The following is a 23812-nucleotide window of genomic DNA, read 5'->3' as shown; positions in this document are numbered from 1 at the left end:
TCGGTGGAGCCGCTGCGGGTTCAGTGTGGACCCGCGGCGGCAACGAACGAGCACCCGCCAGGAGCACCATGCAGCCCGCCTCAATCGACGACACCCTCGCGCAGCTCGCGGCGCAAGGCTATCTGGCGAGCCGCGAACTCGCCATCGCGCTCTATCTCGCGCTGCGCATGGAGCGGCCGCTCTTCCTCGAAGGCGAGCCGGGCGTCGGCAAAACGGAACTCGCGAAGGCCGCGGCGGGCATGCTCGGCACGACGCTCTTGCGGCTGCAATGCTACGAAGGGCTCGACACCGCGAGCGCGCTCTACGAATGGGACTACCCGCGCCAGATCATGGCGCTGCGCCTCGCCGAAGCCGCGGGCGAACGGCCCGACAACGACACGCTGTACCGCGGCGAATTCCTGCTCAAACGCCCGCTGCTGCAAGCGTTGCTGCCCGACGAGCATCACCCGGGCGCGCGGCGCGTGCTGCTCATCGACGAAATCGACCGCGCCGACGAACCCTTCGAGGCGTTCCTGCTGGAACTGCTCTCCGACTTCCAGGTGTCCATTCCCGAGTACGGCACCGTGCGCGCGGAACAGCCGCCGCTCGTCGTGATGACGTCGAACCGCACGCGCGAAGTGCACGACGCGCTCAAGCGCCGCTGTCTCTATCAATGGATAGGCTACCCGGACCGCGAGCGCGAACTGGCCATCGTGGCGGCGCGTGCGCCGCAGACGTCGGCGGATTTGCAGCGCCGCGCCGTCGATTTCGTGCATCAGTTGCGCGGCATGGACCTCTTCAAGGCACCGGGCATCGCGGAGACCATCGACTGGTGTCGCGCGCTGTCAGCGCTCAGCGTGACGGAGCTCGATCCGCAGTCCGTGCAGGACACGCTCGGCGTGCTGCTCAAGTATCAGGACGACCTCGCGCGGCTCGACGCGCAGCAGATCGCGCAATGCCTCGCCATGAGCCCGTGACGGCGATGCCTCCGATGTCGCCGATGACACCCATCGCGCGCAACGTCGTGCACTTCGTGCGCGTGCTGCGCGCGGCGGGCCTGCCGATGTCGCCGGCCCACGCCGTGGACGCGCTCGACGCCCTGCGCTGGATCGACATCGGACGCCGCGACGACGTGCGTGCCGCGCTGGCGGCGCTGCTGGTCTCGGCACCCGACGAACGCGAACTGTTCGGCGCCGCGTTCGATCTCTTCTGGCGCGACCCCGACTGGGAAGGCAAGCTGCGCGCGCTGCTGCTGCCGAAGGTGCAAGGCGCCATGCCGCCGCCGAAGCGCAACAACCGTCTCGCCGACGCACTCGCCGCACGCCGTCCGCCTGCGGGCGCCAACCCGCCGCCTGGCGAGCAGGAGCGCCACGAACTGCACGCGCAGGTGACGTTCAGCGCCGAGGAACGTCTGCGCCAGCGCGATTTCGACACGCTCTCCGCCGACGAATGGCGCGCGCTGCGGCATCTGATTCGCGGCCATCGTCTGCCGCTTGCCACCGAGCCGACGCGGCGGCTCAAGGCCGCGTCGCGCGGCAGCCACGCCGATCTGCGCGCAAGCGCCCGCCACGCTGTGCGCGCGGGCGGCGACTGGACGGTCTGGAAGTACCGCGCCGTCGTGCAGCGCAAGCCGCCGCTCGTGCTGCTGCTCGACATCTCCGGCTCGATGAGCAGCTACTCGCGCGCGGTGCTCTATTTCTGCCACGCGCTTCTGCAGTCGCGCGAGCGGCTTCAGGTGTTCCTGTTCGGCACGCGGCTCACGCACGCCACGCGCGCGCTGCGCGAACGCGATCCCGACGTGGCCATCGCCGCGCTCACGGCGCAGGTGTCGGACTGGTCGGGCGGCACGCGCATCGGCGCCGCGCTCGCGGAGTTCAATCGACGGTGGGCCCGGCGCGTGCTCGCGGGCCGGGCCACGGTGCTGCTCGTCACGGACGGCCTCGACTACGAAGCCATCGACGTGCTCGAAGCCGAGATGGCGCGGTTGCATCGCTTCGCGCATCGCGTGGTGTGGCTCAATCCGCTGCTGCGCTATCGCGATTTCTCGCCGACGGCGCGCGGCGTGCAGGCGATCGCGCCCCATGTCGATTCCTGCCATCCGATCCATAATCTCGAAAGTCTTGAGGCGTTTGCCCGCAGCCTCGGCGAAACGTGGTCCCAGGCGCAGACATCGCGCACGAAAACAACCGGAGGAGCGACGCAATGCAACTGACCGAAAGCTACACGTTGCCGGTACCGCAGCAGCGCGCATGGGAAGCGCTCAACGACACGGCCATCCTGCGCCAATCCATTCCCGGCTGCGAAAGCATCGAGCCCGACGGCGAGAATGCATACGCACTCACGATGCAGGCGCACGTCGGGCCCGTGAAGGCGCACTTCAAGGGACGCATGCTGCTCACCGACATCGACGCGCCGCGTGCCTACACCATCGTGTTCGAAGGTCAGGGTGGCGTGGCGGGCTTCGGCAAGGGCAGCGCGCAGGTGACGCTCGAACCCGAAGGCGACGCCGCAACGAAGCTCTCATACACGGCGCACGCGCAGGTGGGCGGCAAGCTCGCGCAGATCGGCTCGCGGCTCGTGGACGGCGCGGCGCGCAAGATCGCGGGCGAGTTCTTCAAGCGCTTCAGCGAACACGTGGGCGGCCCGGCAGCGTCCGAGGTCACGGACGGCGCTGCCGACCAGGAAGGCACCCTGCAAACCGCGAGCGGCGCCACGGAAACCGAGGCGGAATCGCTCGAAGGCGCGGCCGGCGCCCAGACGCAGGCAGAAGCGGATACCGGCGAAACGAAGAGGAAAAAGTCATGGAAAGCGTGGATCTCGAGGTCCTGAAATCCAGCGCACGCTGGCTTGAAGAAGGACATCGCGCGCTGCTCGTCACGGTGGTGAAGACATGGGGCTCGTCGCCGAGGCCCGAAGGCGCAATGCTCGCGGTGCGCGACGACGGGCTCGTGGTGGGCTCGGTGTCGGGCGGCTGCATCGAAGACGATCTGATCGACCGTGTGCGCAAGCTCGGCATCGAGCAGACGCATCCGGAGACGGTGAAGTACGGCATCACCGCCGAAGAGGCGCATCGCTTCGGGCTGCCATGCGGCGGCACGATCCAGCTCGTGCTGGAGCCGCTCACGAAAGCGAGCGGCATCGGCGAGCTATGCCAGGCCGTGGAGGAAGGGCGGCTCGTGGCGCGCACGCTCGATATGGCCACGGGCAAGGCGACGCTCGGCCCCGCACTCGCCACCGACGGCGTGGATTTCGACGACGCGCGCCTGCTCACCATTCACGGGCCGCGCTACCGCATGCTCGTGATCGGCGCGGGGCAGCTTTCGCGCTATCTCTGCCAGATCGCGGTGGGCCTCGACTACCAGGTGACCGTGTGCGACCCGCGCGAGGAATACACCGACGTGTGGGACGTGCCGGGCACGAAGATCGTCCGCACGATGCCCGACGACACCGTGCTCGACATGAAGCTCGACGAGCGCTGCGCGGTGATTGCGCTCACGCACGACCCGAAGCTGGACGACCTCGCGTTGATGGAAGCGCTCAAGACACCGGCGTTCTACGTCGGCGCGCTCGGCTCGCGCCGCAACAACGCGGCGCGGCGTGAGCGCCTGAAGGAATTCGATCTGAGCGAAACGCAGCTTGCGCGGCTGCATGGTCCGGTGGGCATCTACATCGGCAGCCGCACGCCGCCGGAAATTGCGGTGTCGATTCTCGCCGAGGTGACAGCCGCGAAGAACGGCGTCTCGCTGCCTACGCTGTTGCAGGTGGAAGGCGCGAAGGCTGCGCGCGAGATTGCCGCGAATGCGGGCGCGGCGTGCAGGGTGTAGCGCTGCGGCCTCGCATCACGTCACATCAACCCGGCCGTGAGCGCCGCGGCCACTGAACCCAGCACCAGCACCACGCCGACGGTGCGTTTCTTGTGCAGTTCGGTCCAGAGCAGCACGCCCGTGAGCGAGAGCAGGATCAGCGAACCTGCGATGGTGTCCATGAGCAGCACCCAGCCCATCGAGACGCCCACGCCGCGATGCAGGTTCGTGAGCGTCGCGAAGAACGTGTTGCTCGTGTTCTTCACCGAGACGTAGCCGTTGCCCACCCAGTACTCGGCCTGCACGCTGTGGCCGGGTGCCGCGAGGGTCATTTGCCAGAACTCCGGCTGCACGGTCCGCTGATCGCCCCAGGCCACAGGGTGGGCGGGCTCGCGACGAACGCGGCCAGGCTTGCCCTCGATCTTCAGTTCACGCTGAAGCCAGCGCATCATTTCCTGCGGCGAGCGAGGCGGCGTGTCGGGCAGCGCGACCTGCACCTGCTCGACGCTCGGCTCGCCCGTCGATATCTTCAGCGGGCCGCCGCGATGGTTGAGCAGAAAGCCCGTCACGCCGAACATCAGTCCGATCACGGCGCCCCACAGTCCGATCCAGCCGTGCACGTTGCGCAGCCATTTGATGAAGTTCGCGCGCCGCGAACGCTGGCGGCGCACCACCTCTTCAACGTCGCCGATGCGTGTGAGGCCGCTCGTGCTCTGCAGCGTTGCGGCGGCGGCCGGTTTGGCCGTGTTCGGCGGGGCCGGCGTGGGAGAGAGGACATCGATAGATTCAGGCGCGTTCAAATCAAGCTCCATGCGCAGGCACAACGGGATTCAAAGAATAGTGGCGACCGCCCACGCGTTTCTCGCGGCATGGAGCCGCAGACGAGGGTTCGAGACAGGAAGCCACCGTACCGGACGGCACGGCGGATCAAGGACCCAGTCGCGCAGCCACCGGCACGGTCGACAGGAACGGCCGTCGGTCGTCGGTTGCAGGCTGGCTGGCGGTCACAGAGGAGAGACGTGACGAAGGCTGGCGGCGCCTTTCAATTGAGAATCGCTATCATTACACGGGCCAACCGATTTCTCAACCGGCGGGTGTTTCGGCTCGTTACGTGTCGGCGGATTGCGCGAATGACGGCACGCCGCGGCTGGAATGCGAGGCGGCGTGCGAGGTGAAATAGACAGCGGGACAGCGGGATGAAGCGCGAATTTCAGAGGCCTCAGACCGGCCAGAGCGGCCCTTCCTGCATCGCGCCAATCTGTTCGCGCATTTCGAGGATGCGCTCTTCCCAGTAGCGCTGCGTGTTGAACCACGGGAATGCCACGGGGAACGCCGGGTCGTGCCAGCGCCGTGCGAGCCACGCGGAGTAGTGAATCAGCCGCAGCGTGCGCAGCGCTTCGATCAGATGCAGCTCGCGCTGATCGAACTCGCGGAAGTCTTCGTAGCCCGCGAGGAGATCCGTGAGCGCACCCGAGGCGCCGCTGCGATCGCCAGGCAACAGCATCCACAGGTCCTGGACGGCGGGGCCCATGCGGCTGTCGTCGAAGTCCACGAAATGCGGACCGTCGTCGGTCCACAGCACGTTGCTCGGATGGCAGTCGCCATGCAGCCGGATGCGCCGGTATGCCCCGGCGCGCTCGAACGCGTGCTCCACGCCTTCCAGCGCGAGCGCGACTGCCGCGTCCCACGCGTCGCGCACGTTCGCGGGGATGAAGCCGTGTGAAACGAGGAAGTCGCGCGAGTCGTAGCCGTACGTCCGAATATCCAGCGACGGACGCGCCCGGTATTCCTGCGTGCCGCCCACCGCGTGAATGCGTCCGATGAAACGGCCCAGCCATTCGAGCGTTTCGCGTCGGTCGAGATCCGGCGCGCGGCCGCCGCGACGTTCGAATACAGCGAAGCGGAAACCGTCGAAGGTGTGCAGCGTGCGTCCGCTGAAGGAACGCGCGGGCACGGCGGGAATTTCGCGATCTGCGAGTTCGGCCACGAACGCGTGTTCTTCGAGTATCGCTTCGTCGGACCAACGATTCGGCCGGTAGAACTTCGCGATGACAGGCGGGCCGTCTTCCACGCCAATCTGATAGACGCGGTTCTCGTAGCTGTTGAGCGCCAGCATGCGGCCGTCGGTGCGCAGGCCGACCGTGGAGAGCACGCCGTCCAGCGCGTCGAGCACGCATTCGGGCGTGAGCCGGGCGTAGGGCGCCTCGTCGCTCGCGCCCTCGTTCGGGGAGGAGATGTCGTCGTTCATCCCCGCATTGTGCACCTGAGTGCACGCAGGCGGGCGACGAAAGACGGGTGCCGTGTGTGCGCGCGGCGAGCAGGGATAAGCGCTTCGCTCAGTGCACCTGCACGCCCGTGGGACGCACGAATTCGCCCGTATCGATCAGGTCTTCCAGAAAGAACGGCTCGGTGTTGAGTTGCAGCGACGCGCCGGGCTCGCCGGCGTACCAGGTCACCATGGCCATGTCGCCGAGAATGCGCATGACGATGCCGCGCGCACCTGCTGGCACGGCGATATGGACGGAGCGGACAATAGAACCGACTTGCATGATGTTTCCCCGTTCTCGATGCCGGCTTCACACGTATGAAACGCCGGTCAATGTGGTGACAAAAAACGCCGCCTCGCAGAACGTTGCGCGCGCACCCGGCTGCCTTGCCTGCGCGATCCGCGTGGCCGGTCAAGCGTCATGGTTGCTGTTTTTTCGCTTCCCGTAAAGGGCTTAAATAGCGACGAAACCCCGCTATTTCGGGTATTTCGACTTACGGAACGCTAACTGTAACGCTTGGTAAACCGACGGATCATACCCCTTGCCGCGGCCGCCCCTCAAAACTACGCTTAACGCCATCAATACGCGCTACAGTCACGCCGCGCATCTCGAAGCCGTCGCCGCGCAAAGGTGTATTGCACGTTGCAGGCAAAACGGCCGCGCGGTCATGCAAGCCACGCTTCACCGCACACAACGCCCTCGTCCATGTGGATCGTCCGACTCGCGCTAAGGCGCCCCTACACGTTCGTCGTGCTCGCCCTGCTGCTGATGATCGTCGGGCCGCTCACCATTCTGCGCACACCTGTCGACATCTTTCCGAACATCGACATCCCGGTGCTTTCGGTGATCTGGACGTACAACGGCCTGCCCGCCGACGAGATGGAAAAGCGCATCGTGCTCAACTACGAACGCGGGCTCTCGGTGGCTGTGAACGATATCGAGCATGTGGAATCCACTTCGCTCAACGGCATCGCGGTCGTGAAGATCTTCTTCCAGCCGCACGCGAACATTCAGGAAGCGTTGGCCGAAGTCACCGCCCTTTCGCAAACGCAGTTGCGTTCACTGCCGCCCGGCATCACGCCGCCGTTCATCCTGCGCTACAACGCCTCGACGGTGCCCATTCTGCGGCTTGCGCTTTCATCGCCGGCGCTCACGGAGCAGGAGCTTTTCGATTTCGGCAACAACTTCCTTAAAACGCAGCTCGCCACGGTACCGGGCGCGTCCGCTCCATTGCCCTACGGCGGCAAGCAGCGGCAAATCATGGTCGACATCGACTCGCGCAAGCTGCAGGAGCACAACCTTTCGCCCATGGACGTGGTCAATGCGATCAGTGCGCAAAACCTGATCCTGCCCACGGGCACGGCAAAGATCGGTTCTACCGAGTATTCGGTGGAAATGAACGCGAGCCCCGCCACGCTGGCGGGCCTCAACGCGATTCCGGTGCGGACCACGGCGAACGGCACGGTCTATATCCGCGACGTGGCGCACGTGCGCGACGGCTTCCAGCCGCAAACCAACATCGTGCGCGTGAACGGCCAGCGCGCGTCGCTGCTCACCATCAACAAGAGCGGCAACACGTCCACGCTCGACATCGTGGACCGCATCAAGAACATGATGCCCGTGCTGCACAATCTGGTGCCGGCGTCGCTCTCCATCGATCCTGTTGCGGACCAGTCGCTGTTCGTGCGCGCTTCCGTGCAGGGCGTGCTGCGCGAGGCGTTGATCGCCGCGTGCCTCACCGCGCTCATGATCCTGCTCTTTCTGGGCAACTGGCGCGCCACGCTGATCATCGCCGTCTCCATACCGCTTTCGATGATCACCTCCGTGATCGCGCTCGCAGCCCTGGGCGAGACCATCAACATCATGACGCTGGGCGGCCTTGCGCTCGCCGTAGGCATTCTGGTGGACGACGCGACCGTCGCCATCGAAAACGTGAGCCAGCAACTCGAGCAAGGCAAGAATCTGGAGCAGGCGATCCTGGACGGCGCGCAGCAGATCGCCATTCCCACGCTCGTCTCCACGCTTTCCATCTGCATCGTGTTCGTGCCGATGTTTCTGCTCACAGGCGTCGCGCACTACCTGTTCATTCCGCTCGCCGAAGCCGTGGTGTTCGCGATGCTCGCGTCGTACTTCTTCTCGCGCACGCTCGTGCCCACGCTCGCGAAGTATCTGCTGCGCAATCACCACAAGCCCGCCGACCTGCATCCTGCCGCACGCGCCACACGCAATCCGTTCGTACGCACGCATCTCGCGTTCGAGCGTGGCTTCGACGCGCTGCGCGAACGCTACCGCACGTTTCTCACCGCACGCGTGGCGCGGCCCGGCATCTTCGTGATCGTGTTTCTTGCGTGCTGCGGCGCCTCGCTGCTGCTCATGCCGTTTCTGGGCCGCGACTTCTTCCCGCAGGTGGATGCCGGCACGATCGCGCTGCATCTGCGCGCGAAGACCGGCACGCGCGTGGAGGAAACAGCGGTGCTCACCGATCTGGTGGATACCCGCATCCGTTCGCTGATCCCCGCACGTGAGCTTCATTCGATCATCGACAACATCGGGCTGCCGATCTCGGGCATCAATCTCTCGTACAGCAACACGGGCGTGATCGGCACCTCGGACGCGGATGTGCTGATCTCGCTCGCGCCCGGCCATCACCCGACCGAACCCTACATCCGCACGCTGCGCCGCACGCTCAACGACGAGTTCCCCGGCGTGCAGTTCGCCTTCCTTCCCGCCGACATCGTGAGCCAGACGCTCAACTTCGGCATGCCGTCACCCATCGACATCCAGATCGTGGGCCGCGAGGTGGCCGCGAATCGTGCCTTCGCCGCGCGCCTGCTGAACCGGTTGCGCACCGTGCCGGGCCTCGTCGATGCGCGCATCCAGCAGCCTGCGGACCTGCCGCGCATCTTCATCGACGTGGATCGCACGCGCGCGCAGCAAGCCGGCTTCACGCAGCGCGACGTGGCGAGCGACCTGCTCATCACGCTATCGGGCAGCCAGCAGACCACGCCCACGTTCTGGCTCAATCCGATGAACGGCGTGAGCTACAACGTGATCACCGAGGCGCCGCAATACACCATCAACTCGCTGCAGTCGCTCGAAAACATTCCGCTCACCGCGAACGGACGCAGCAACGTGCTGGGCTCGCTCGCCACCATGCGCCGCGAAGCGGGCAACGCGGTGCTCACGCACTACAACGCGCAAACGACGATCGACATCTACGCCGGCGCCGACGGCCGCGACCTGGGCGCGGTCTCCGACGACGTCGCGAAGATCATCGGCGAAGCGAAGTCCGAACTGCCGCACACGTCGACGGTGGTGCTGCGCGGCCAGGTGCAAACGATGAACGACTCGTTTTCGGGCCTTTTTGCAGGGCTCGTCTTCGCGATCGTGCTCGTGTATCTGCTCATCGTGGTGAACTTCCAGTCGTGGCTCGATCCGTTCATCATCATCACGGCGCTGCCTGGCGCGCTGGCGGGCATCGTCTGGATGCTGTTCCTCACGCACACCACGCTCTCCATTCCGGCGCTCACGGGCGCCATCATGTGTATCGGCATCGCGACGGCGAATTCGATTCTGGTGGTGAACTTTGCGCGCGAACAGTTGCGCGAACACGGCGATGCGACGCGCGCCGCCATCGAAGCGGGCTTCACGCGCTTTCGCCCGGTGTTGATGACCGCGCTTGCGATGGTGATCGGCATGGTGCCCATGGCGATTGGCCTCGGCGAAGGCGGCGAGCAGAACGCGCCGCTGGGCCGCGCCGTGATCGGCGGGCTGGCGGTGGGGACCATCGCCACGCTCGTGTTCGTGCCGGTGGTGTTCTCGCTGATTTACCGGCGGCTGAGCGAGCGGCGCAGCCGCGCCGCCGCGCACGTGGTGAACAAACCCTGAACCTCGCCTGATTCATTTCTTTCGATTCGGAGTCTGGATGGAACGCAACCGCGCTGACAGTTCGGGCACCCCGCCTCCACGCCGCGTGCGCTGGGGTGTGGTGGTTGCTGTGCTGGTGGTGCTCGCGCTCGCCGCGCAAGGTATCTGGTCGCGCCGCGACGCACAGGCCGCGCTGGAACGCGAAGCCGTGCATGCAAGCCGGTTGAGCGTGGAGGTGGTGCATCCGCAGAAGTCTTCGGCGGGGCTCGATCTCGTGCTGCCCGGCAACGTGCAGGCGTTTCTCGATACGCCGGTCTACGCGCGCACGAACGGCTACCTCAAGAAGTGGTACGCGGACCTTGGCGCGCATGTGAAGGCGGGGCAACTGCTTGCCGAGATCGATACGCCCGAAGTGGACGACCAGTTGCGCGCCGCCCGCGCGGACCTCGCGAACGCCCAGGCCAACTACGCGCTCGCGAAGAGCACGGCCGACCGATGGATGGGCATGCTGCAAACGAAGTCTGTCTCGAAGCAGGAGACCGACGAGAAAGTGGGCGACATGCTCGCGAAGAAAGGCTCGCTCGACGCCGCGCGTTTCAACGTGGCGCGGCTCGAAAAACTGCAGTCGTTCCAGAAGGTGCTGTCGCCGTTCGACGGCATCGTGACGGCGCGTAACGTGGACGTGGGCGCGCTGATCGACGCGGGCAGTTCGGGCGGCCCCGCGAAGGAGCTATTCCACGTCGCGCAGGCGGACAGGTTGCGCGTCTACGTCAACGTGCCGCAGGCCTACGCGCTGCAGATCAAGCCCGGCGAGAACGCTTTTCTCACGTTGACCGAAACCGCGTCGAAGCACTATCCGGGCAAGGTGGTGCGCACCGCGGGCGCCGTGGATCCGCAGCAGCGCACGATGCTCGTCGAAGTCGACGTGGACAACGCGAGCGGCGAGGTGCTGCCCGGCGCCTACGCACAGGTGCATTTCACGCTCGGCGCAGGCGCCGCGCCGCTCACGGTGCCGGGCAACGCGCTGCTGTTCCGGCCGGACGGCGTGAAAGTGGCCACCGTCGATAACGGCCAGCATGGTCAGCACGTAAAGCTCGTCACGGTCACGCTCGGTACGGACTTCGGCACGCGCGTCGCGATTGCGTCAGGGCTCAGCGGCGACGAACAGGTCATCGTGAATCCGCAGGATTCGATCGTGGATGGCGCGCCGGTGCACATCGTCGCAGCGCATGCCACACATGTCACAAAGGCGGCGCAATGAAGCCGCAGCGTGTTCGCCGGGCAGACGGGCGTGGCCGCGAGCGGCACACGGTGACTCGTCAACGTGATCGAACTGCTGCGCGCGCGGCGCTCGCCGTCGTTCTCGCCGCCACGCTCGCCGCCTGCACGCTGGGCCCCGACTACGTGCGCCCAACCGCCACGACCGCCGCCAGCTACAAGGAACTCGAAGGCACCGGTTGGCAACCCGCGCAGCCTGCCGACGCGCTGCCGCGCGGAGCATGGTGGCAGGTCTACCGCGACCCGCAACTCGATGTCCTCGAAGCGAAGGCCGCCGCCGCGAACCAGGATCTCAAAGCCGCCGAAGCGCACTTTCGCGCGGCACGCGCCAACGTCGCCCAGCAGCGCGCGGCGTTCTTCCCGGTGATCACCGCAGGCGGCGACTACGCACGCACGCGCACCTCGAAGAACGTGCGGTTCAAATCGACGGCGGGCATGGCGCTCAACGACTACGTCGTGCAGGCAGACGCGTCGTGGGAGCCCGACCTCTGGGGCCGCGTGTCGCGCAGCGTGGAAAGCGCGAGCGCGAACGCGCAGGCCAGCGCCGCCGACATGCAAGGCCTGCTGCTTTCCATCCAGGCCGAACTCGCCACGGACTACTTCGAACTGCGCGGGCTCGACCGCGAACGCCAGTTGCTCGACGACACCATCAAGGCCTACCGTCAGTCGCTCGAACTCACGCAGCACCGCTACGCGGGCGGCATCGCCACCGACGCCGATGTGGGCCAGGCGCAGACGCAGTTGCGCACCACCCAGGCCCAGGCGATCGATCTCGGCGTGCAGCGCGCGCAGCTCGAACACGCCATCGCGATACTGGCGGGCGAGTCGCCGTCTGCGTTCTCGCTGCCGGTCGCACCACTCGCGGCGGTGCCGGTCGTGGCGCCTGCCGGCGTGCCGTCGGCGCTGCTCGAACGGCGCCCCGACATCGCAGCAGCCGAGCGGCGCGTGGTGAGCGCCAACGCGCAGGTGGGCGTGGCCACGGCGGCATTCTTCCCGAACCTGATTCTCGCGGTGACGGGCGGCCTGGAAGCCACGGACTACAGCCAGTGGCTTGTCGCGCCCGCGCGCTTCTGGTCGCTCGGGCCCACGCTCGCGGGCACGATCCTCGACTTCGGCAGCCGCGCGGCGGTGAAGGAAGAGGCCCTGGCGCAGTACGACGAAAGCGTCGCGCAGTATCGGCAAACGGTGCTCACCGCATTCGGCCAGGTGGAAGACAACCTCGCGGCGCTGCGCGTGCTGGAAGAAGAAGCGCAGGCGCAGGACGAAGCCGTGACTGCAGCCGAACGCACACTCACGATCGTCTCGAACCGCTACGCGGCCGGCGCGATCACGTATCTCGACGTGGTGGTCGCCCAGACCACGGCGCTCACCAACGAGCGCGAGGCGGTAGCAATTGCGCGCCGCCGGATGGCCGCGAGCGTGGCGCTCATCAAGGCGCTAGGCGGCGGCTGGGAAGCGTCGTCGCTGCCGACGGGCGACCAGTTGCTGCATCCCGACAAGGCGGGCAAGGCCCACAAGACCGGCGATAGCGGCGCGCCGAGGCAAGGGTAACGGGCAACGCGCGACTCCCGCCGCTTCGCGCAACGGCTGCGGGGCAGACGGACGCATCCGCGTGATCGGTGTATGGTTGGGCCTTCGTTTGTCTTCTGGATGCTTCCGCTGTGACCGCCCCGCCGGAATCCGACCACCGCGCTGCTTCGTCTGCTTCGTCTTCTTCGTTCGCTTCGGGCGCTTCATCGCCACATCCACGTGCCGCCGTTGACTCGACCTCCGGCTCCGCGCAGCCCTTCCTCGAACGCGGCACGCGTGCTTACTGGCACGCGAGCCTCGCGCTGCTGTTCGCGGGATACGCCACGTTCTCGCTGCTCTACTGCGTGCAGCCACTGCTGCCCGCGTTCTCCACGGCGTTCGACGTAAGCCCCGCCCAAAGCAGCCTCGCGCTCTCGCTCTCCACGGCGACGCTTGCGTTCGCCGTGTTCGTGGCCGGCTTCGTTTCCGAAGGATGGAGCCGCCATCGGCTCATGACCGCGTCGCTGACGGCGTCGTCCGTGCTCACGCTCGCGGTGGCGTTCGTGCCGCAGTGGCATCAACTGCTCGTGCTGCGTGCGCTCGAAGGGCTGGCGCTGGGCGGGGTGCCCGCCGTCGCCATGGCATACCTTGCCGAAGAAGTGAACCCGAACGGGCTGGGCCTCGCGATGGGGCTCTACGTGGGCGGCACGGCGATTGGCGGCATGGCGGGACGCGTCATTACGGGCATCGTCGCGGACCTGCTCGGCTGGCGTGCGGCCGTGGGGACGATCGGCGTGCTCGGCATTCTCTCGACGCTCGCGTTCCGTTCGCTGCTCCCGCCGTCGCGCCATTTCGTGCCGCGCCGCGGGCTTGGCATCGCGCATCACCGCAGCGCGCTCGTGAAGCACTTCGCGCGCCCGGGTCTGCCCGTGCTGTTCTTCATGGCGTTCGTGCTGATGGGCAGCTTCGTCACGCTCTACAACTACATCGGCTACCGGCTCATCGCGCCGCCGTACCGGCTCAACCAGACCACCATCGGCGCGATCTTCGTGGTCTATCTGACAGGCGTGATCGCGTCGCCGTTGTCGGGCCGCATGGCGGACCGCTTCGGCCGCGGACGGGTGCTGATCGCCTGCATCGCCATCATGATTGCCGGTCTGCTGCTCACCATGCTGCATCCGCTCGCGGCGATCGTGGCCGGCATTGCATGCGTGACGTTCGGCTTCTTCGCGGGCCACGCCGTGGCGAGCGGCTGGGTGGGGCGGCTCGCGAAAGAGGCCAAGGGCCACGCCGCCGCGCTTTATCTGCTCACGTACTACCTGGGCTCGAGCATTGTGGGCTCGTACGGCGGACGGTTCTGGACAGCCTACGGCTGGAACGGCGTCGCGGCGCTGGTGGGCGTGCTGCTCGTGGTGGGCATGGTGGCCGCGACGTGGTTGCGCGGACGGGAGCGCGTGGGGGCCGCGTAGCGGCTGCGGCAGCGGCCTGGGTTGACGCCGCGGTTTCGCCGCGTGTGCGTTCGCTTTGGCCCTCACTTCCCCACTCGCATCGCATCAAACGAAAGGCGCCCGTAAGTGTGTACTACACGGTCAAAACGCCGCGCAGCGCACGCCGACGTGCCCCAAGAGGCCCGTCGCAGCGGGCTCCGGGTGCCGCGCGTTGCTCGGCCAGGCACCCCGCTCCACGCGAGCGCAGTTCCTACGGTCTCCTATACTGAATTCAGGCAGCCGGGCCGCCCGGACGAGAAATAGCAGACGCGTCGCAGAAGACGCGCCCGCAGCACCGCTGCCAGTACACGATAAGGAGACGAGCATGACGCACTACTTCACGATCAGCGACTTCATCCTGCTTATCCCGATGGCGCTTGCCGGTGCCCTCTTTCTGGGTGCCGTGCCGTGCGCCACGCAGTTGAGGCACAACGCGCTGCGGGTGATCGGTGCGTTGCTTGGCGTCCTGTTCGCGATCGTGCTCGTCGAAGGGCTGCCTGCGCTCGTGTAGCGGCGCGTGGTGACGCGGCGCCGTTGCACGGTTGTTTGGTCGACCGCGCAGTTGCGGCGCCTCGACGGTAAGTTCGCCTGATCGTTACCGATGCTTACTGCTGTAGCGGCGGTAGCGACTGTTGCTGCTGGCTCGGCGGGTTATGGCTCCGCATCGGCCAGGTCGGGACCGACGCCCAGCTGGACGCGTGCGCCCCGCGGTCCACGTAGCTGGCGCAGCGCCGCGCGGAAATAGGGCGTGTCGGCGTTGTCGGTATGGATCGATTGGTTCCGTGCGCCGGCTTTCACTGCGTCCTCCGTCGTCACTTCCACCGCGTTTTCCCCAACTGCGCCGCTTGCGTGTGCGTCGGACGCATCGTGTCCGGATGCGCGGGCCACAGCGGGCAGCGCCGTCCACGGCAGCGTCGGGTAGCGGTGGTGCCACTGATGCAGGTGATGGTTCATCAGCAGCACCGGCCAACCGCCGGGCACGCGGAAATTGCGGGCGCGCCCCGGCTCGCCCAGCCCCACGCCGTAGTGCGGCAGGTTGTCGGCAAGCGAAAGCCAGAGGCCGCGCAGATACATCGTCGCGGCAAGCACCGGCCACCACACGCCATACAGCCAGAACGACGCGCCGTAGAGGGCCAGCGACAGCAGCCAGTCGCGCCGCATGCGATAGCGCCGCGCCGGGTCGGCGGCAAAGTTGCCGAAGAGCCGTTGCACCTCGGGACCGACCGGTCCTTCCTCGCCTACCGCGCTCAGCACGACAGTGCGCGAAAGTTTGCGCGGCAGGAAGGCCAGCAGCGGCACCACGAGCTCGCCCACGTAGAGCCCGCCGAACAGCCGCACGTAATACGCAAGCCAGGTGCGCCAGCGGGGCGCGCCGGTTTCGTGGACGTCGGGACGGTCGTAAGGCTCACGCGTGAAGCGGTGATGCATCAGGTGACCGAAGCGAACGGTGTCGAACGGCAGCGCAAGCGCGATGGAGAGCGTGCGCGCCAGCCATTCGTTGAGACCGCGGCGCTTCGTCAACTGACCGTGAATGCCCTCGTGAACAAGGCCCCAGTGCATGGGCGTCAAGAGGATGACGGGCACCATCGCGGGCACGACGGCGATCAGCGCGGCGGGTCCCCAGATGCGCAGCGCGCATGGCAGTCCGATGAGTTGCACGGCGGCGGCAAGCATCACCAGCGTGGCGAGTGCGGCATTCGTGCGGACGTCGATCGCCGCGCGTGGCACAGGCGGCCGCTCGCGGCCCGTCGCGGATGCGGCGGCACGGAGGTCCATCGTTTCTCCTCGGTTGTCGGCTGCGGGCGAACTTAGCAGCGGCTTATGACAGCGAGAAGAAGCGGGAGAGCGGCGCGGCTCGCATCGTAACGGGTGGTAAGAGACAGGGTAAGAGTTCCCTCGCGCGGACCGCCGCGGCGCATCTGCCGCTCACTTGAACTCCATTGAAAAAGCCGCCTTGCGGCGGCTTTCTTCGTGTGCATTACGAACGCATCAGACCGGCACGGCATACGCATCCGGTACGGCGCGTCGAATTTCGTCAGACGTGCTGATCGGTTGACGGCTTCTCCCACAGATTCACGCCGCCCTCTACCGCGTAACGGTCGATTTCCGCGAGCTCCTCTTTCGAGAACTCGATGTTCTTTAGCGCCGCGACGTTCTCGCGCACTTGCTCGGCGCGGCTCGCACCGATCAGCGCCGACGTCACGCGCCCGCCGCGCAGCGTCCACGCAATCGCCATCTGCGCGAGGCTCTGGCCGCGGCGTTGTGCGATGTCGTTGAGCTTGCGCACGTGTTCGAGGTTCGCCTCGTTGAGATGGCTCTGCTGCAGCGAGCCGCCGCCCGGACGGTTCACGCGTGCGTCCTGCGGCACGCCGTGCAGATACTTGTTGGTGAGCAGCCCCTGAGCCAGCGGCGTGAACGCGATGCTGCCCACGCCGAGCGTGTCGAGCGTATCGAGCAGTTCGTGCTCGACCCAACGGTTCAGCAGGTTGTAGGCCGGTTGATGGATCAGCAGCGGCACCTTGTGTTCGGCCAGCAGCTTCGCCATTTCGCGGGTCTTCGCCGCCGAGTACGACGAGATGCCCACGTACAGCGCCTTGCCTTGCTGCACCGCCGTGGCGAGTGCGCCGGCGGTTTCCCCGAGCGGCGTATCCGCGTCGAAGCGATGCGAATAGAAGATGTCCACATAATCGAGGCCCATGCGAGCAAGGCTCTGATCGAGGCTTGCCAGCACGTACTTGCGCGAGCCGCCGCCCTGGCCGTACGGACCGGGCCACATGTCCCAGCCGGCCTTCGACGAGATCAGCAACTCGTCGCGATAGGGCCGGAAGTCGTCCTTGAAGATGCGGCCGAAATTGGTTTCCGCGCTGCCGTACGGCGGGCCGTAGTTATTCGCCAGATCGAAGTGCGTGATACCGAGATCGAAAGCGGTGCGCAGGATGTCGCGCTGCGTCGAAATGGGCGTGGTGTCGCCGAAGTTGTGCCACAGACCGAGCGAGAGCGCCGGCAGTTTGAGTCCCGACTTGCCGCATACGCGGTACTGCATGTCCGAATAGCGTTCTGAAGCTGCTTCGTAGGCCATTGCCAGGGTCCTTGAAAGACGGGGGAGTAAAAACGCGGACAGCTATGTTAGCCAATCGCTACTCGCCGTGCAGACGCCCACATAGCGGGACGACCGTGGACGCCGCCACGCGCCTCGCCTACACTGCGGCGACGCATTCATCGTGCATTCATCACGCGTTCACCATCGAGGGATCCCATATGGCAAAAGCGATTTCGATCGCGTTAATCGTCGGCGGCGTCGTGCTGCTGTATTTCGGGGGACAGTCGTTTCACTCACTGAGCAACGACATGTCGCGCCTCTTTACGGGTGCGCCGACCAACAAGACGATCTTTCTGATTGCAGGCGGCGCCGTGGCGCTGCTGGCCGGACTGACGGGCCTGGCTTCGTCGGGCAGGAAGCGCTAGGCGGGCGGGCGCTACCGGCAAGCGCCTAGGGAAGCGCCGCGCGGAGGTCTTGCGCGGCGCATGTCTACCGGTACGGCCTCGCGAGGAGCGGCGCTATCCGCCCCGCACTTCACACCGAAAAACCGCAACGAAACATCAGAACGGCACTTCGGGCTTCGACGCCGAACGCGTGCCCGGCAACGGCACGTTGCTCGCGCCGTGATAGGTGAAGACGAGCGAAAACTTCACCCGGTCCGTGAGATTCTTGCCCGCCGAGTGCAGCGTGTTGCAGTGGAAAAACACGACGTCGCCCGCCGAGAGCGGCGGCGAGATCGCGGTCTGGATCAACGCCTGGTTCTCGGGCAGGTCCGAGCGGAAGAATTTCGCCTCGTCGAAGCGATCGGACGTGAACGTCGCGCTGTGCGAACCGGGCACGAACCAGAGCCCGCCGTTGTCGACCGTCTCTTGCCCGAGCGCGAGCCACACCGACACCAGATCGTCGCGCTCGAACGACCAGTAGCGCACGTCGCGATGCCAGCCGGTCAGGCTGCCGTAGGCCGGGTGCTTCGTCATCATGCAGTTGTGATGCGCACGGGACAGCACCGGCTCTTCGCCGAAGTAAAGCTCCATCCAGCCGCGAATTTCGGGCGCCGTGGCCCACTCGGCAAAACGCGGATGACGTCCGTACGCGTCGAGCAGACGCCGCACGGTGTGACCACCGGGCGATTCGCGCGAGTCCGGCGCGCCGGGGTAGCGCAGGTCGGCCTCGAATTCGAGCGGCGCGGCCGCTTCGATCAACTGCTGTTCCGCAATGCTCTTCAGTTCCGCGCAACGTTCAGGCGAAACGAGACCCGGAACTACGACGAAGCCGCGCTCGCGCAGCACTTGCACCTGTTCCTTCTTCGAATGGGCTGACATGGGACTTCCGCTGTTTCGGTTTATTGGGTTCGACTCGACGCGCCCGTTGCAGCGACTCAGTGAGCAACGCCGCGGCAACGAGTCATGTCGCGATTGTAAAACGTACGCAAGGGGCCGGACCGAGGTCTAGCCGACGCGCGCCACTGCTGCGTGGCGCGCCGCACAGCACCAGGGCGGCCGGCGCACCGGCAGGCCGCAAAGGGCGCGATCGTCTGCGTCAAAAACGCGCACGCTCGCTGTGCGACGTGCGGTCCAAACCGGGATAACACCGACTTTCGACGGTCATGATTCGCGTGTAGCCTGCGCGCATGTCAGTCGTTGCCGCCGTACCGTTCATTCGCCTGCGCCGCGTCCCGTGGACCGCCCGCGCTCACTACACGCTCTGCGTTCCGCGCCTGCGGACCTTTCCCCGTTTATTCGAATCGTGCTGCGCCGCGACCGGCGCTTTCATTGGCATGCTTGCTGCTCGTTTCGCGGCACCGTGCGATGCGCACTTCGAAGTCCGATTTTGCTGAAACCATGCATACCTTCTTAAGCACTCGCATCAAACGTGCGGCCCTGAAGGCCGCGCGTCCCGCACGCCGTCACGTGATGCGCGCCCTGCGACACCACTCCGCGCGCACCCGGGCCCTCGCGGGACAACTGCGCGAAACGCGTCCCGTGGACAGCATGCGCGCCTGGTTCAATTCGTTCTTTTCCGTGCTGCGCGTACGCACCGGCGCTCGCCACTTCTCGCTGCGCACGCTGCTCTATCGACCGGACACGCCGCTGCGCTCGCTGAGCGCACCGCGTCCGTCGCACTCGTCGTCCCAACACGCCGCGAGCGGTAGTTACAGCCGTCGCCCGCGCCGCATGGCCGCCGCGAGCGACGGCTGGTTCGCCTTTGCAGCGCGATAGCGGCCACTGCGCTCCGTGAAAAAACGAAGCCGTTAAAACCGGCACCGCAAGACAAAGGCCCAAAGAAAAAACCCCGCCCGGCTCGACGCCGGACGGGGCTCTTCACTGCTTCATGCACCACGCGGCTTTCGCCACGCGGTTTTATCCGCTCAAGCGGTCGCGACAGCCGGCTCCGTGCCCGCTGCTTCGGCGAGCGCCAGCGCCTTGTCCGTTGCCTCCCACGAGAACTCCGGCTCTTCGCGACCGAAGTGGCCATACGCAGCCGTCTTCTCATAGACCGGACGCAGCAGGTCGAGCATCTGGATGATGCCCTTCGGACGCAGGTCGAAATGCTCGCGCACGAGCTGCGTGATGGTTGCATCCGACACGCGGCCCGTGCCGAACGTGTTCACCATCACCGAGGTGGGCTGCGCCACGCCGATCGCGTACGACACCTGGATCAGGCAGCGCGATGCGAGGCCTGCGGCAACGATGTTCTTCGCAACGTAGCGACCCGCGTACGCGGCCGAGCGGTCCACCTTCGACGGGTCTTTGCCCGAGAACGCGCCGCCGCCGTGGGGCGCTGCGCCGCCGTACGTATCGACGATGATCTTGCGGCCGGTGAGACCGCAGTCGCCCTGCGGGCCGCCAATCACGAAGCGGCCAGTCGGGTTCACGAGGAACTTGATGTCGCCCTTCACGAGGTCGGCCGGCAGCGTGGGCTTGATGACCTCTTCGATCACCGCCTCACGCAGCGTGGACAGTTCGATATCCGGCGCATGCTGCGTGGAAAGCACGACGGTGTCGATCGCATACGGCTTGTTGTCGACGTAGCGAACCGTGACCTGCGACTTCGCGTCCGGACGCAGCCAGGGCAGGCGGCCGTCGCGGCGCAGGTTGGCCTGGCGCTCCACGAGGCGGTGCGACAGGTGGATGGGCAGCGGCATCAGTTCGGGCGTTTCGTCGCACGCGTAGCCGAACATCAGGCCCTGGTCGCCAGCGCCCTGGTCGAGGTTGTTGTCGTGCGCGCGGTCCACGCCCTGGGCGATGTCCGGCGACTGCTTGTCGTAGGCGACGAGCACCGCGCAGCCGCGGTAGTCGATGCCGTAGTCGGTGTTGTCGTAGCCGATGCGCTTGATGGTGTCGCGCGCAATCTGGATGTAATCGACGTTCGCCGTCGTGGTGATTTCACCGGCGAGCACCACGAGGCCCGTGTTGCACAGCGTTTCCGCTGCAACCCGCGAATATTTGTCCTGCGTCAGGATGGCGTCGAGAATGGCGTCCGAGATCTGGTCAGCGACCTTGTCCGGGTGACCTTCGGAAACGGATTCAGACGTAAAGAGGAAGTCGTTTGACACGTTGCAGACTCCTTGTAATTCCTTGGTTACGGTTGATCTTCACGTAGCCAGCTTCGGGAGCCTGAAGCGGCGACGCTTTAGCGGATTTGCTGCCAGGCGCGGCGTTTGTCGCGCGTGCCTGTTTCGCCCCGCAAGTTGTCTATTAACTCGGCGAAGCCCGTATTATAGCGGCTTCCCTGATTTGTCGCTGAGTAACCACGCGTGCTGTATTACGACCTTTTCTCCGTCTTTCTGAAGTGCGCCGGGTTCGAGGCGCGGCCCGGAGCCCGCGCATGCTAGGCCGCCTCGGCACCCATTTCGGCATCGGCCTCCTCAAGCTGTTCGCGATCCTGCCATACGGTTTCGTCGCGCGTCTGGGCGACGGCCTCGGCTGGCTCCTCTACCAGATTCCCAGCCGCCGCAAGCGCATCGTCCACATCAACCTCAAGCTCTGCTTTCCCGAATGGAGCGACGAGCGTCGTGAGGAAGTGGCGGGCAAGCATTTTCGGCATGCCATTCGCAGCTATCTGGAACGCAGCGTCCAGTGGTTCGGCTCGGCGAAGAAGCTCGAAAAGCTCATTCAGGTGGAAAGCGAAGTGGACCTGAGCGACCCCGACCTGCCGCCCACGCTCTTTCTTGGCTTCCACTTCGTCGGTATCGAAGCGGGTTCGATCTTCCTGAACTATTCGCTGCACCGGCGCTGCGGGTCACTCTATCAGCCCATGTCGAACCCGCTGCTCGAAGAAGTGGCGAAGGCCGCGCGCGCCCGTTTCGACGCCGACATGGCGAGCCGCGCCGACAGCGCGCGCATCGTGCTGCGCTGGCTGCGCGAGCGCAAACCCGTGATGCTCGGCGCCGACATGGACTACGGCGCGCGCAACTCGACGTTCGTGCCGTTCTTCGGCGTGCCCACCTGCACGCTCACGGCAGTGGGCCGCCTTGCCAAGGTGGGACACGCGCAGGTGGTGCCGTTCATCGGCGAAGTGCTACCCCACTACAAGGGCTACAAGCTCAAGATCTTCAAGCCGTGGGACCACTACCCCACCGGCGACGACGACGCGGACGCGCGCCGCATGAACGCGTTCCTCGAAGAGCAGATTCCGCGCATTCCCGAGCAGTACTACTGGGTTCACAAGCGCTTCAAGACGCGGCCGCCGGGCGAGCCGAGCGTGTATTGAGCGGCGTGGGGCGGCCCGGCACGTCGCTTACAATAGCGGGATGAAACTGAAATTCACCAAAATGCACGGCGCAGGCAACGACTTCGTCGTGCTGGACGGCTACACGCAGCCGCTCTCGCTGAGCCCGGCGCGCGTGCGCGCGCTCGCCGACCGGCACTTCGGCGTAGGCGCCGACCAGCTGCTGTTGGTGGAAAAACCCACGATCGAAGGCGTCGATTTCAGATACCGCATCTTCAATTGCGACGGCGGCGAGGTCGAGCATTGCGGCAACGGCGCGCGCTGCTTCGTGCGCTTCGTGCGCGAACGCAAGCTCACGGACGCAACCAGCATCCGCGTCCAGGTGCAGAACGGCGTGATCGCCCTCACCGTGCAGGAAAACGGCGAAGTGGTCGTGGACATGGGCACGCCCGTGTTCGAGCCCGCCCGCCTGCCGTTCGACACGAACGGGCTGGACGGCCGCCGCGAAGGCCACGACACGCTCTGGCCACTCGAGGTGAACGGTACGGTGCGGTGGGTGTCGGCGGTGTCGATGGGCAATCCGCATGCCGTGCAGGTGGTGGACGACGTCGAAGCGTTCCCGGTTGGCGAAGACGGCCCCGTAATCGAGCGGCACGCGCGCTTCGCGCAGAAAGTGAACGCAGGCTTCATGCAGATCGTGTCGCGCCGCGAGATTCGCCTGCGCGTCTACGAGCGCGGCGCCGGCGAAACGCTCGCCTGCGGCACGGGGGCCTGCGCGGCGGTGGCAGCCGGCATCCGGCGCGGGCTGCTCGACACGCCGGTGACGGTGCACACACACGGCGGCGTGCTGACGATTTCGTGGGACGGCGCGCGTGACGAAACCGCGCCGCTCTTCATGGCCGGACCGGCGACGACCGTTTTCGAAGGCGAACTGGACCTGGACACGCTGCCCGAATAAGCTGCCGTGCAAGGTGCAAATGCCGGCGGCAAGCAGACGACAGGCGCCGCGCGCAAGCGCGGCGGCATCCGAACCACTCATTCAACCGATTGACCGACGCGCGGCCCGCCGCGCCTCTCCCAAGCCCAGACCATGAACGATCGCGAAGTCGCCGACTATCTGCTCGCCAATCCCGATTTCTTCACCGAGCACGCCGAACTGCTGGCCACGATCCGGCTCGGCAATCCGCACGGCAAAGCCGCGGTGTCGCTGCAGGAGCGGCAGATGGAAATGCTGCGCGACAAGAACAAGCTGCTCGAACGGCGCCTTGCCGAGCTGCTGCGCTACGGCCACGAGAACGACAGCATCGCCGCGAAGTTCCACCGCTGGACCACGCGCGTGATTTCGGAGCGCGACCCGTACGCGCTGCCGCGCACCATCGCCGACAATCTGCGCGACGTGTTCGACGTGCCGCAGGCCGCGCTGCGCGTGTGGGACGTCGCCGAGCAGTACGCACAGGCCGATTTCGCCCGCCACACCGGCGAGGAAGTGCGGATCTTCGCCAACAGCCTCGCGGCGCCGTACTGCGGCGCGAACACCGGTTTCGAGGCGGCGCAGTGGCTCGCGGCGTCGGCGGCGTCCACGGCGGCGGCTGCGTCCGGCTCCGCTTCAGTGACGGCTTCGCCTTTGACCAATGCCGGCTCGGCGCACGCCGAAGCGGCCGGCAACGATGCGGCCGTGGCCGCGTCATCGGGCACCGGCACCAGCACCGGCATCGAATCGATCGCCATTCTCGCGCTGCGCGACCCGCAGGCCGACGCCGCGGCGCCGGCGTTCGGCTTGCTCGTGATGGGCTCGCCCGATCCGCGCCGCTTCCACGAAGGCATGGCGACGGACTTCCTTTCGCAGATCGGGGCCCTCGCGAGCGCCGCGCTGACGCGCCTGCTGCCGCGCTGAACCCAATCTGATCCAGC

At 66.3% G+C, this 23812-nt stretch carries 21 protein-coding genes; 14 read left to right on the top strand and 7 right to left on the bottom strand.

The features are described 5' to 3' along the window. Positions 1-68: 68 nt before the first annotated feature. Genes PXJ20_RS03255 through PXJ20_RS03240 form a run of 4 tightly spaced genes read left to right on the top strand, consistent with a single transcriptional unit; the run spans position 69 to position 3803 of the window. Positions 69-956 (top strand): AAA family ATPase, encoded by an 888-nt coding sequence (locus PXJ20_RS03255; RefSeq protein ID WP_126878568.1) that lies wholly within the window; start codon positions 69-71, stop codon positions 954-956. A 5-nt stretch (positions 957-961) separates the two neighbouring features. Beyond that, positions 962-2191: a vWA domain-containing protein gene (locus PXJ20_RS03250; protein WP_421030964.1), complete on the top strand. Its 1230-nt coding sequence runs from the start codon at positions 962-964 to the stop codon at positions 2189-2191. Beyond that, positions 2182-2808 carry a CoxG family protein gene (locus tag PXJ20_RS03245; RefSeq protein WP_017772419.1) on the top strand — a complete coding sequence of 209 codons (627 nt, stop codon included), beginning with the start codon at positions 2182-2184 and terminating at the stop codon, positions 2806-2808. Before PXJ20_RS03250 ends, PXJ20_RS03245 begins: the two co-directional genes overlap by 10 nt. Next, a complete protein-coding gene (locus PXJ20_RS03240) occupies positions 2781-3803 on the top strand; it encodes an XdhC family protein (RefSeq protein ID WP_421030163.1) in 1023 nt (340 codons plus the stop codon). The genes PXJ20_RS03245 and PXJ20_RS03240 overlap by 28 nt, the downstream gene beginning before the upstream one ends. Positions 3804-3823: 20 nt before the next feature. Here PXJ20_RS03240 and PXJ20_RS03235 read toward each other — a convergent pair whose 3' ends face one another. From PXJ20_RS03235 to PXJ20_RS03225, 3 genes are all read right to left on the bottom strand, one after another. Next, a complete protein-coding gene (locus tag PXJ20_RS03235; RefSeq protein ID WP_421030162.1) occupies positions 3824-4582 on the bottom strand; it encodes a PepSY-associated TM helix domain-containing protein in 759 nt (252 codons plus the stop codon). Between the two features lie 419 nt (positions 4583-5001). Continuing rightward, positions 5002-6030, bottom strand: coding sequence for a serine/threonine protein kinase (locus PXJ20_RS03230; protein ID WP_421030161.1), 1029 nt, complete (start codon positions 6028-6030; stop codon positions 5002-5004). Between the two features lie 88 nt (positions 6031-6118). Then, a complete protein-coding gene (locus PXJ20_RS03225; protein WP_017772415.1) occupies positions 6119-6331 on the bottom strand; it encodes a hypothetical protein in 213 nt (70 codons plus the stop codon). A 423-nt stretch (positions 6332-6754) separates the two neighbouring features. On the opposite strand from PXJ20_RS03225, the gene PXJ20_RS03220 reads away from it, so the two are divergent. From PXJ20_RS03220 to PXJ20_RS03200, 5 genes are all read left to right on the top strand, one after another. Next, positions 6755-9937 carry an efflux RND transporter permease subunit gene (locus tag PXJ20_RS03220; RefSeq protein WP_421030160.1) on the top strand — a complete coding sequence of 1061 codons (3183 nt, stop codon included), beginning with the start codon at positions 6755-6757 and terminating at the stop codon, positions 9935-9937. A gap of 37 nt (positions 9938-9974) precedes the next feature. Continuing rightward, positions 9975-11177: an efflux RND transporter periplasmic adaptor subunit gene (locus PXJ20_RS03215; protein WP_421030159.1), complete on the top strand. Its 1203-nt coding sequence runs from the start codon at positions 9975-9977 to the stop codon at positions 11175-11177. Then, the gene (locus tag PXJ20_RS03210) at positions 11174-12745 is read left to right on the top strand and encodes an efflux transporter outer membrane subunit (protein ID WP_421030158.1); all 1572 of its coding nucleotides are present in this window, start codon (positions 11174-11176) and stop codon (positions 12743-12745) included. The genes PXJ20_RS03215 and PXJ20_RS03210 overlap by 4 nt, the downstream gene beginning before the upstream one ends. Before the next feature lie 110 nt (positions 12746-12855). Then, complete coding sequence (locus PXJ20_RS03205; RefSeq protein WP_421030157.1) at positions 12856-14172, top strand: MFS transporter; 1317 nt, start codon at positions 12856-12858, stop codon at positions 14170-14172. Between the two features lie 343 nt (positions 14173-14515). Then, positions 14516-14701, top strand: a complete 186-nt coding sequence (locus tag PXJ20_RS03200; protein ID WP_042299277.1) for a hypothetical protein — start codon at positions 14516-14518, stop codon at positions 14699-14701. 140 nt (positions 14702-14841) lie between these two features. Here the strand turns inward: PXJ20_RS03200 and PXJ20_RS03195 are convergent, their stop codons facing one another. Further along, positions 14842-15966: a fatty acid desaturase family protein gene (locus PXJ20_RS03195; protein ID WP_421030156.1), complete on the bottom strand. Its 1125-nt coding sequence runs from the start codon at positions 15964-15966 to the stop codon at positions 14842-14844. 259 nt (positions 15967-16225) lie between these two features. Further along, positions 16226-17269 (bottom strand): L-glyceraldehyde 3-phosphate reductase, encoded by a 1044-nt coding sequence (mgrA, locus tag PXJ20_RS03190; protein WP_421030155.1) that lies wholly within the window; start codon positions 17267-17269, stop codon positions 16226-16228. 179 nt (positions 17270-17448) lie between these two features. Here mgrA and PXJ20_RS03185 point away from each other — a divergent pair, with 179 nt between their 5' ends. Continuing rightward, complete coding sequence (locus PXJ20_RS03185) at positions 17449-17655, top strand: DUF3185 family protein (protein WP_026120964.1); 207 nt, start codon at positions 17449-17451, stop codon at positions 17653-17655. A 135-nt stretch (positions 17656-17790) separates the two neighbouring features. On the opposite strand, the gene PXJ20_RS03180 is transcribed toward PXJ20_RS03185, so the two are convergent. Next, positions 17791-18552 carry a phytanoyl-CoA dioxygenase family protein gene (locus PXJ20_RS03180; RefSeq protein WP_017772406.1) on the bottom strand — a complete coding sequence of 254 codons (762 nt, stop codon included), beginning with the start codon at positions 18550-18552 and terminating at the stop codon, positions 17791-17793. A 519-nt stretch (positions 18553-19071) separates the two neighbouring features. Here PXJ20_RS03180 and PXJ20_RS03175 point away from each other — a divergent pair. Beyond that, positions 19072-19449 (top strand): hypothetical protein, encoded by a 378-nt coding sequence (locus PXJ20_RS03175; RefSeq protein ID WP_126878578.1) that lies wholly within the window; start codon positions 19072-19074, stop codon positions 19447-19449. 149 nt (positions 19450-19598) lie between these two features. Here the strand turns inward: PXJ20_RS03175 and metK are convergent, their stop codons facing one another. Beyond that, a complete protein-coding gene (metK, locus tag PXJ20_RS03170) occupies positions 19599-20786 on the bottom strand; it encodes a methionine adenosyltransferase (protein WP_017772404.1) in 1188 nt (395 codons plus the stop codon). Positions 20787-21058: 272 nt separating this feature from the next. On the opposite strand from metK, the gene PXJ20_RS03165 reads away from it, so the two are divergent. The 3 genes from PXJ20_RS03165 (at position 21059) to PXJ20_RS03155 (ending at position 23795) form a co-directional block, all read left to right on the top strand. Then, on the top strand, positions 21059-21943 hold the full coding sequence (locus PXJ20_RS03165) for a lipid A biosynthesis lauroyl acyltransferase (RefSeq protein ID WP_277597148.1): 885 nt from the start codon (positions 21059-21061) through the stop codon (positions 21941-21943). Positions 21944-21983: 40 nt separating this feature from the next. Further along, positions 21984-22859, top strand: coding sequence for a diaminopimelate epimerase (gene dapF, locus PXJ20_RS03160; RefSeq protein WP_017772402.1), 876 nt, complete (start codon positions 21984-21986; stop codon positions 22857-22859). Between the two features lie 132 nt (positions 22860-22991). After that, positions 22992-23795 carry a DUF484 family protein gene (locus PXJ20_RS03155; protein WP_421030154.1) on the top strand — a complete coding sequence of 268 codons (804 nt, stop codon included), beginning with the start codon at positions 22992-22994 and terminating at the stop codon, positions 23793-23795. Positions 23796-23812 lie beyond the last annotated feature (17 nt).

Source organism: Paraburkholderia sp. A1RI_3L, assembly GCF_048957895.1.
GTDB lineage: Bacteria > Pseudomonadota > Gammaproteobacteria > Burkholderiales > Burkholderiaceae > Paraburkholderia > Paraburkholderia kururiensis.
This window is presented reverse-complemented; position numbering and strand designations above follow the sequence as displayed.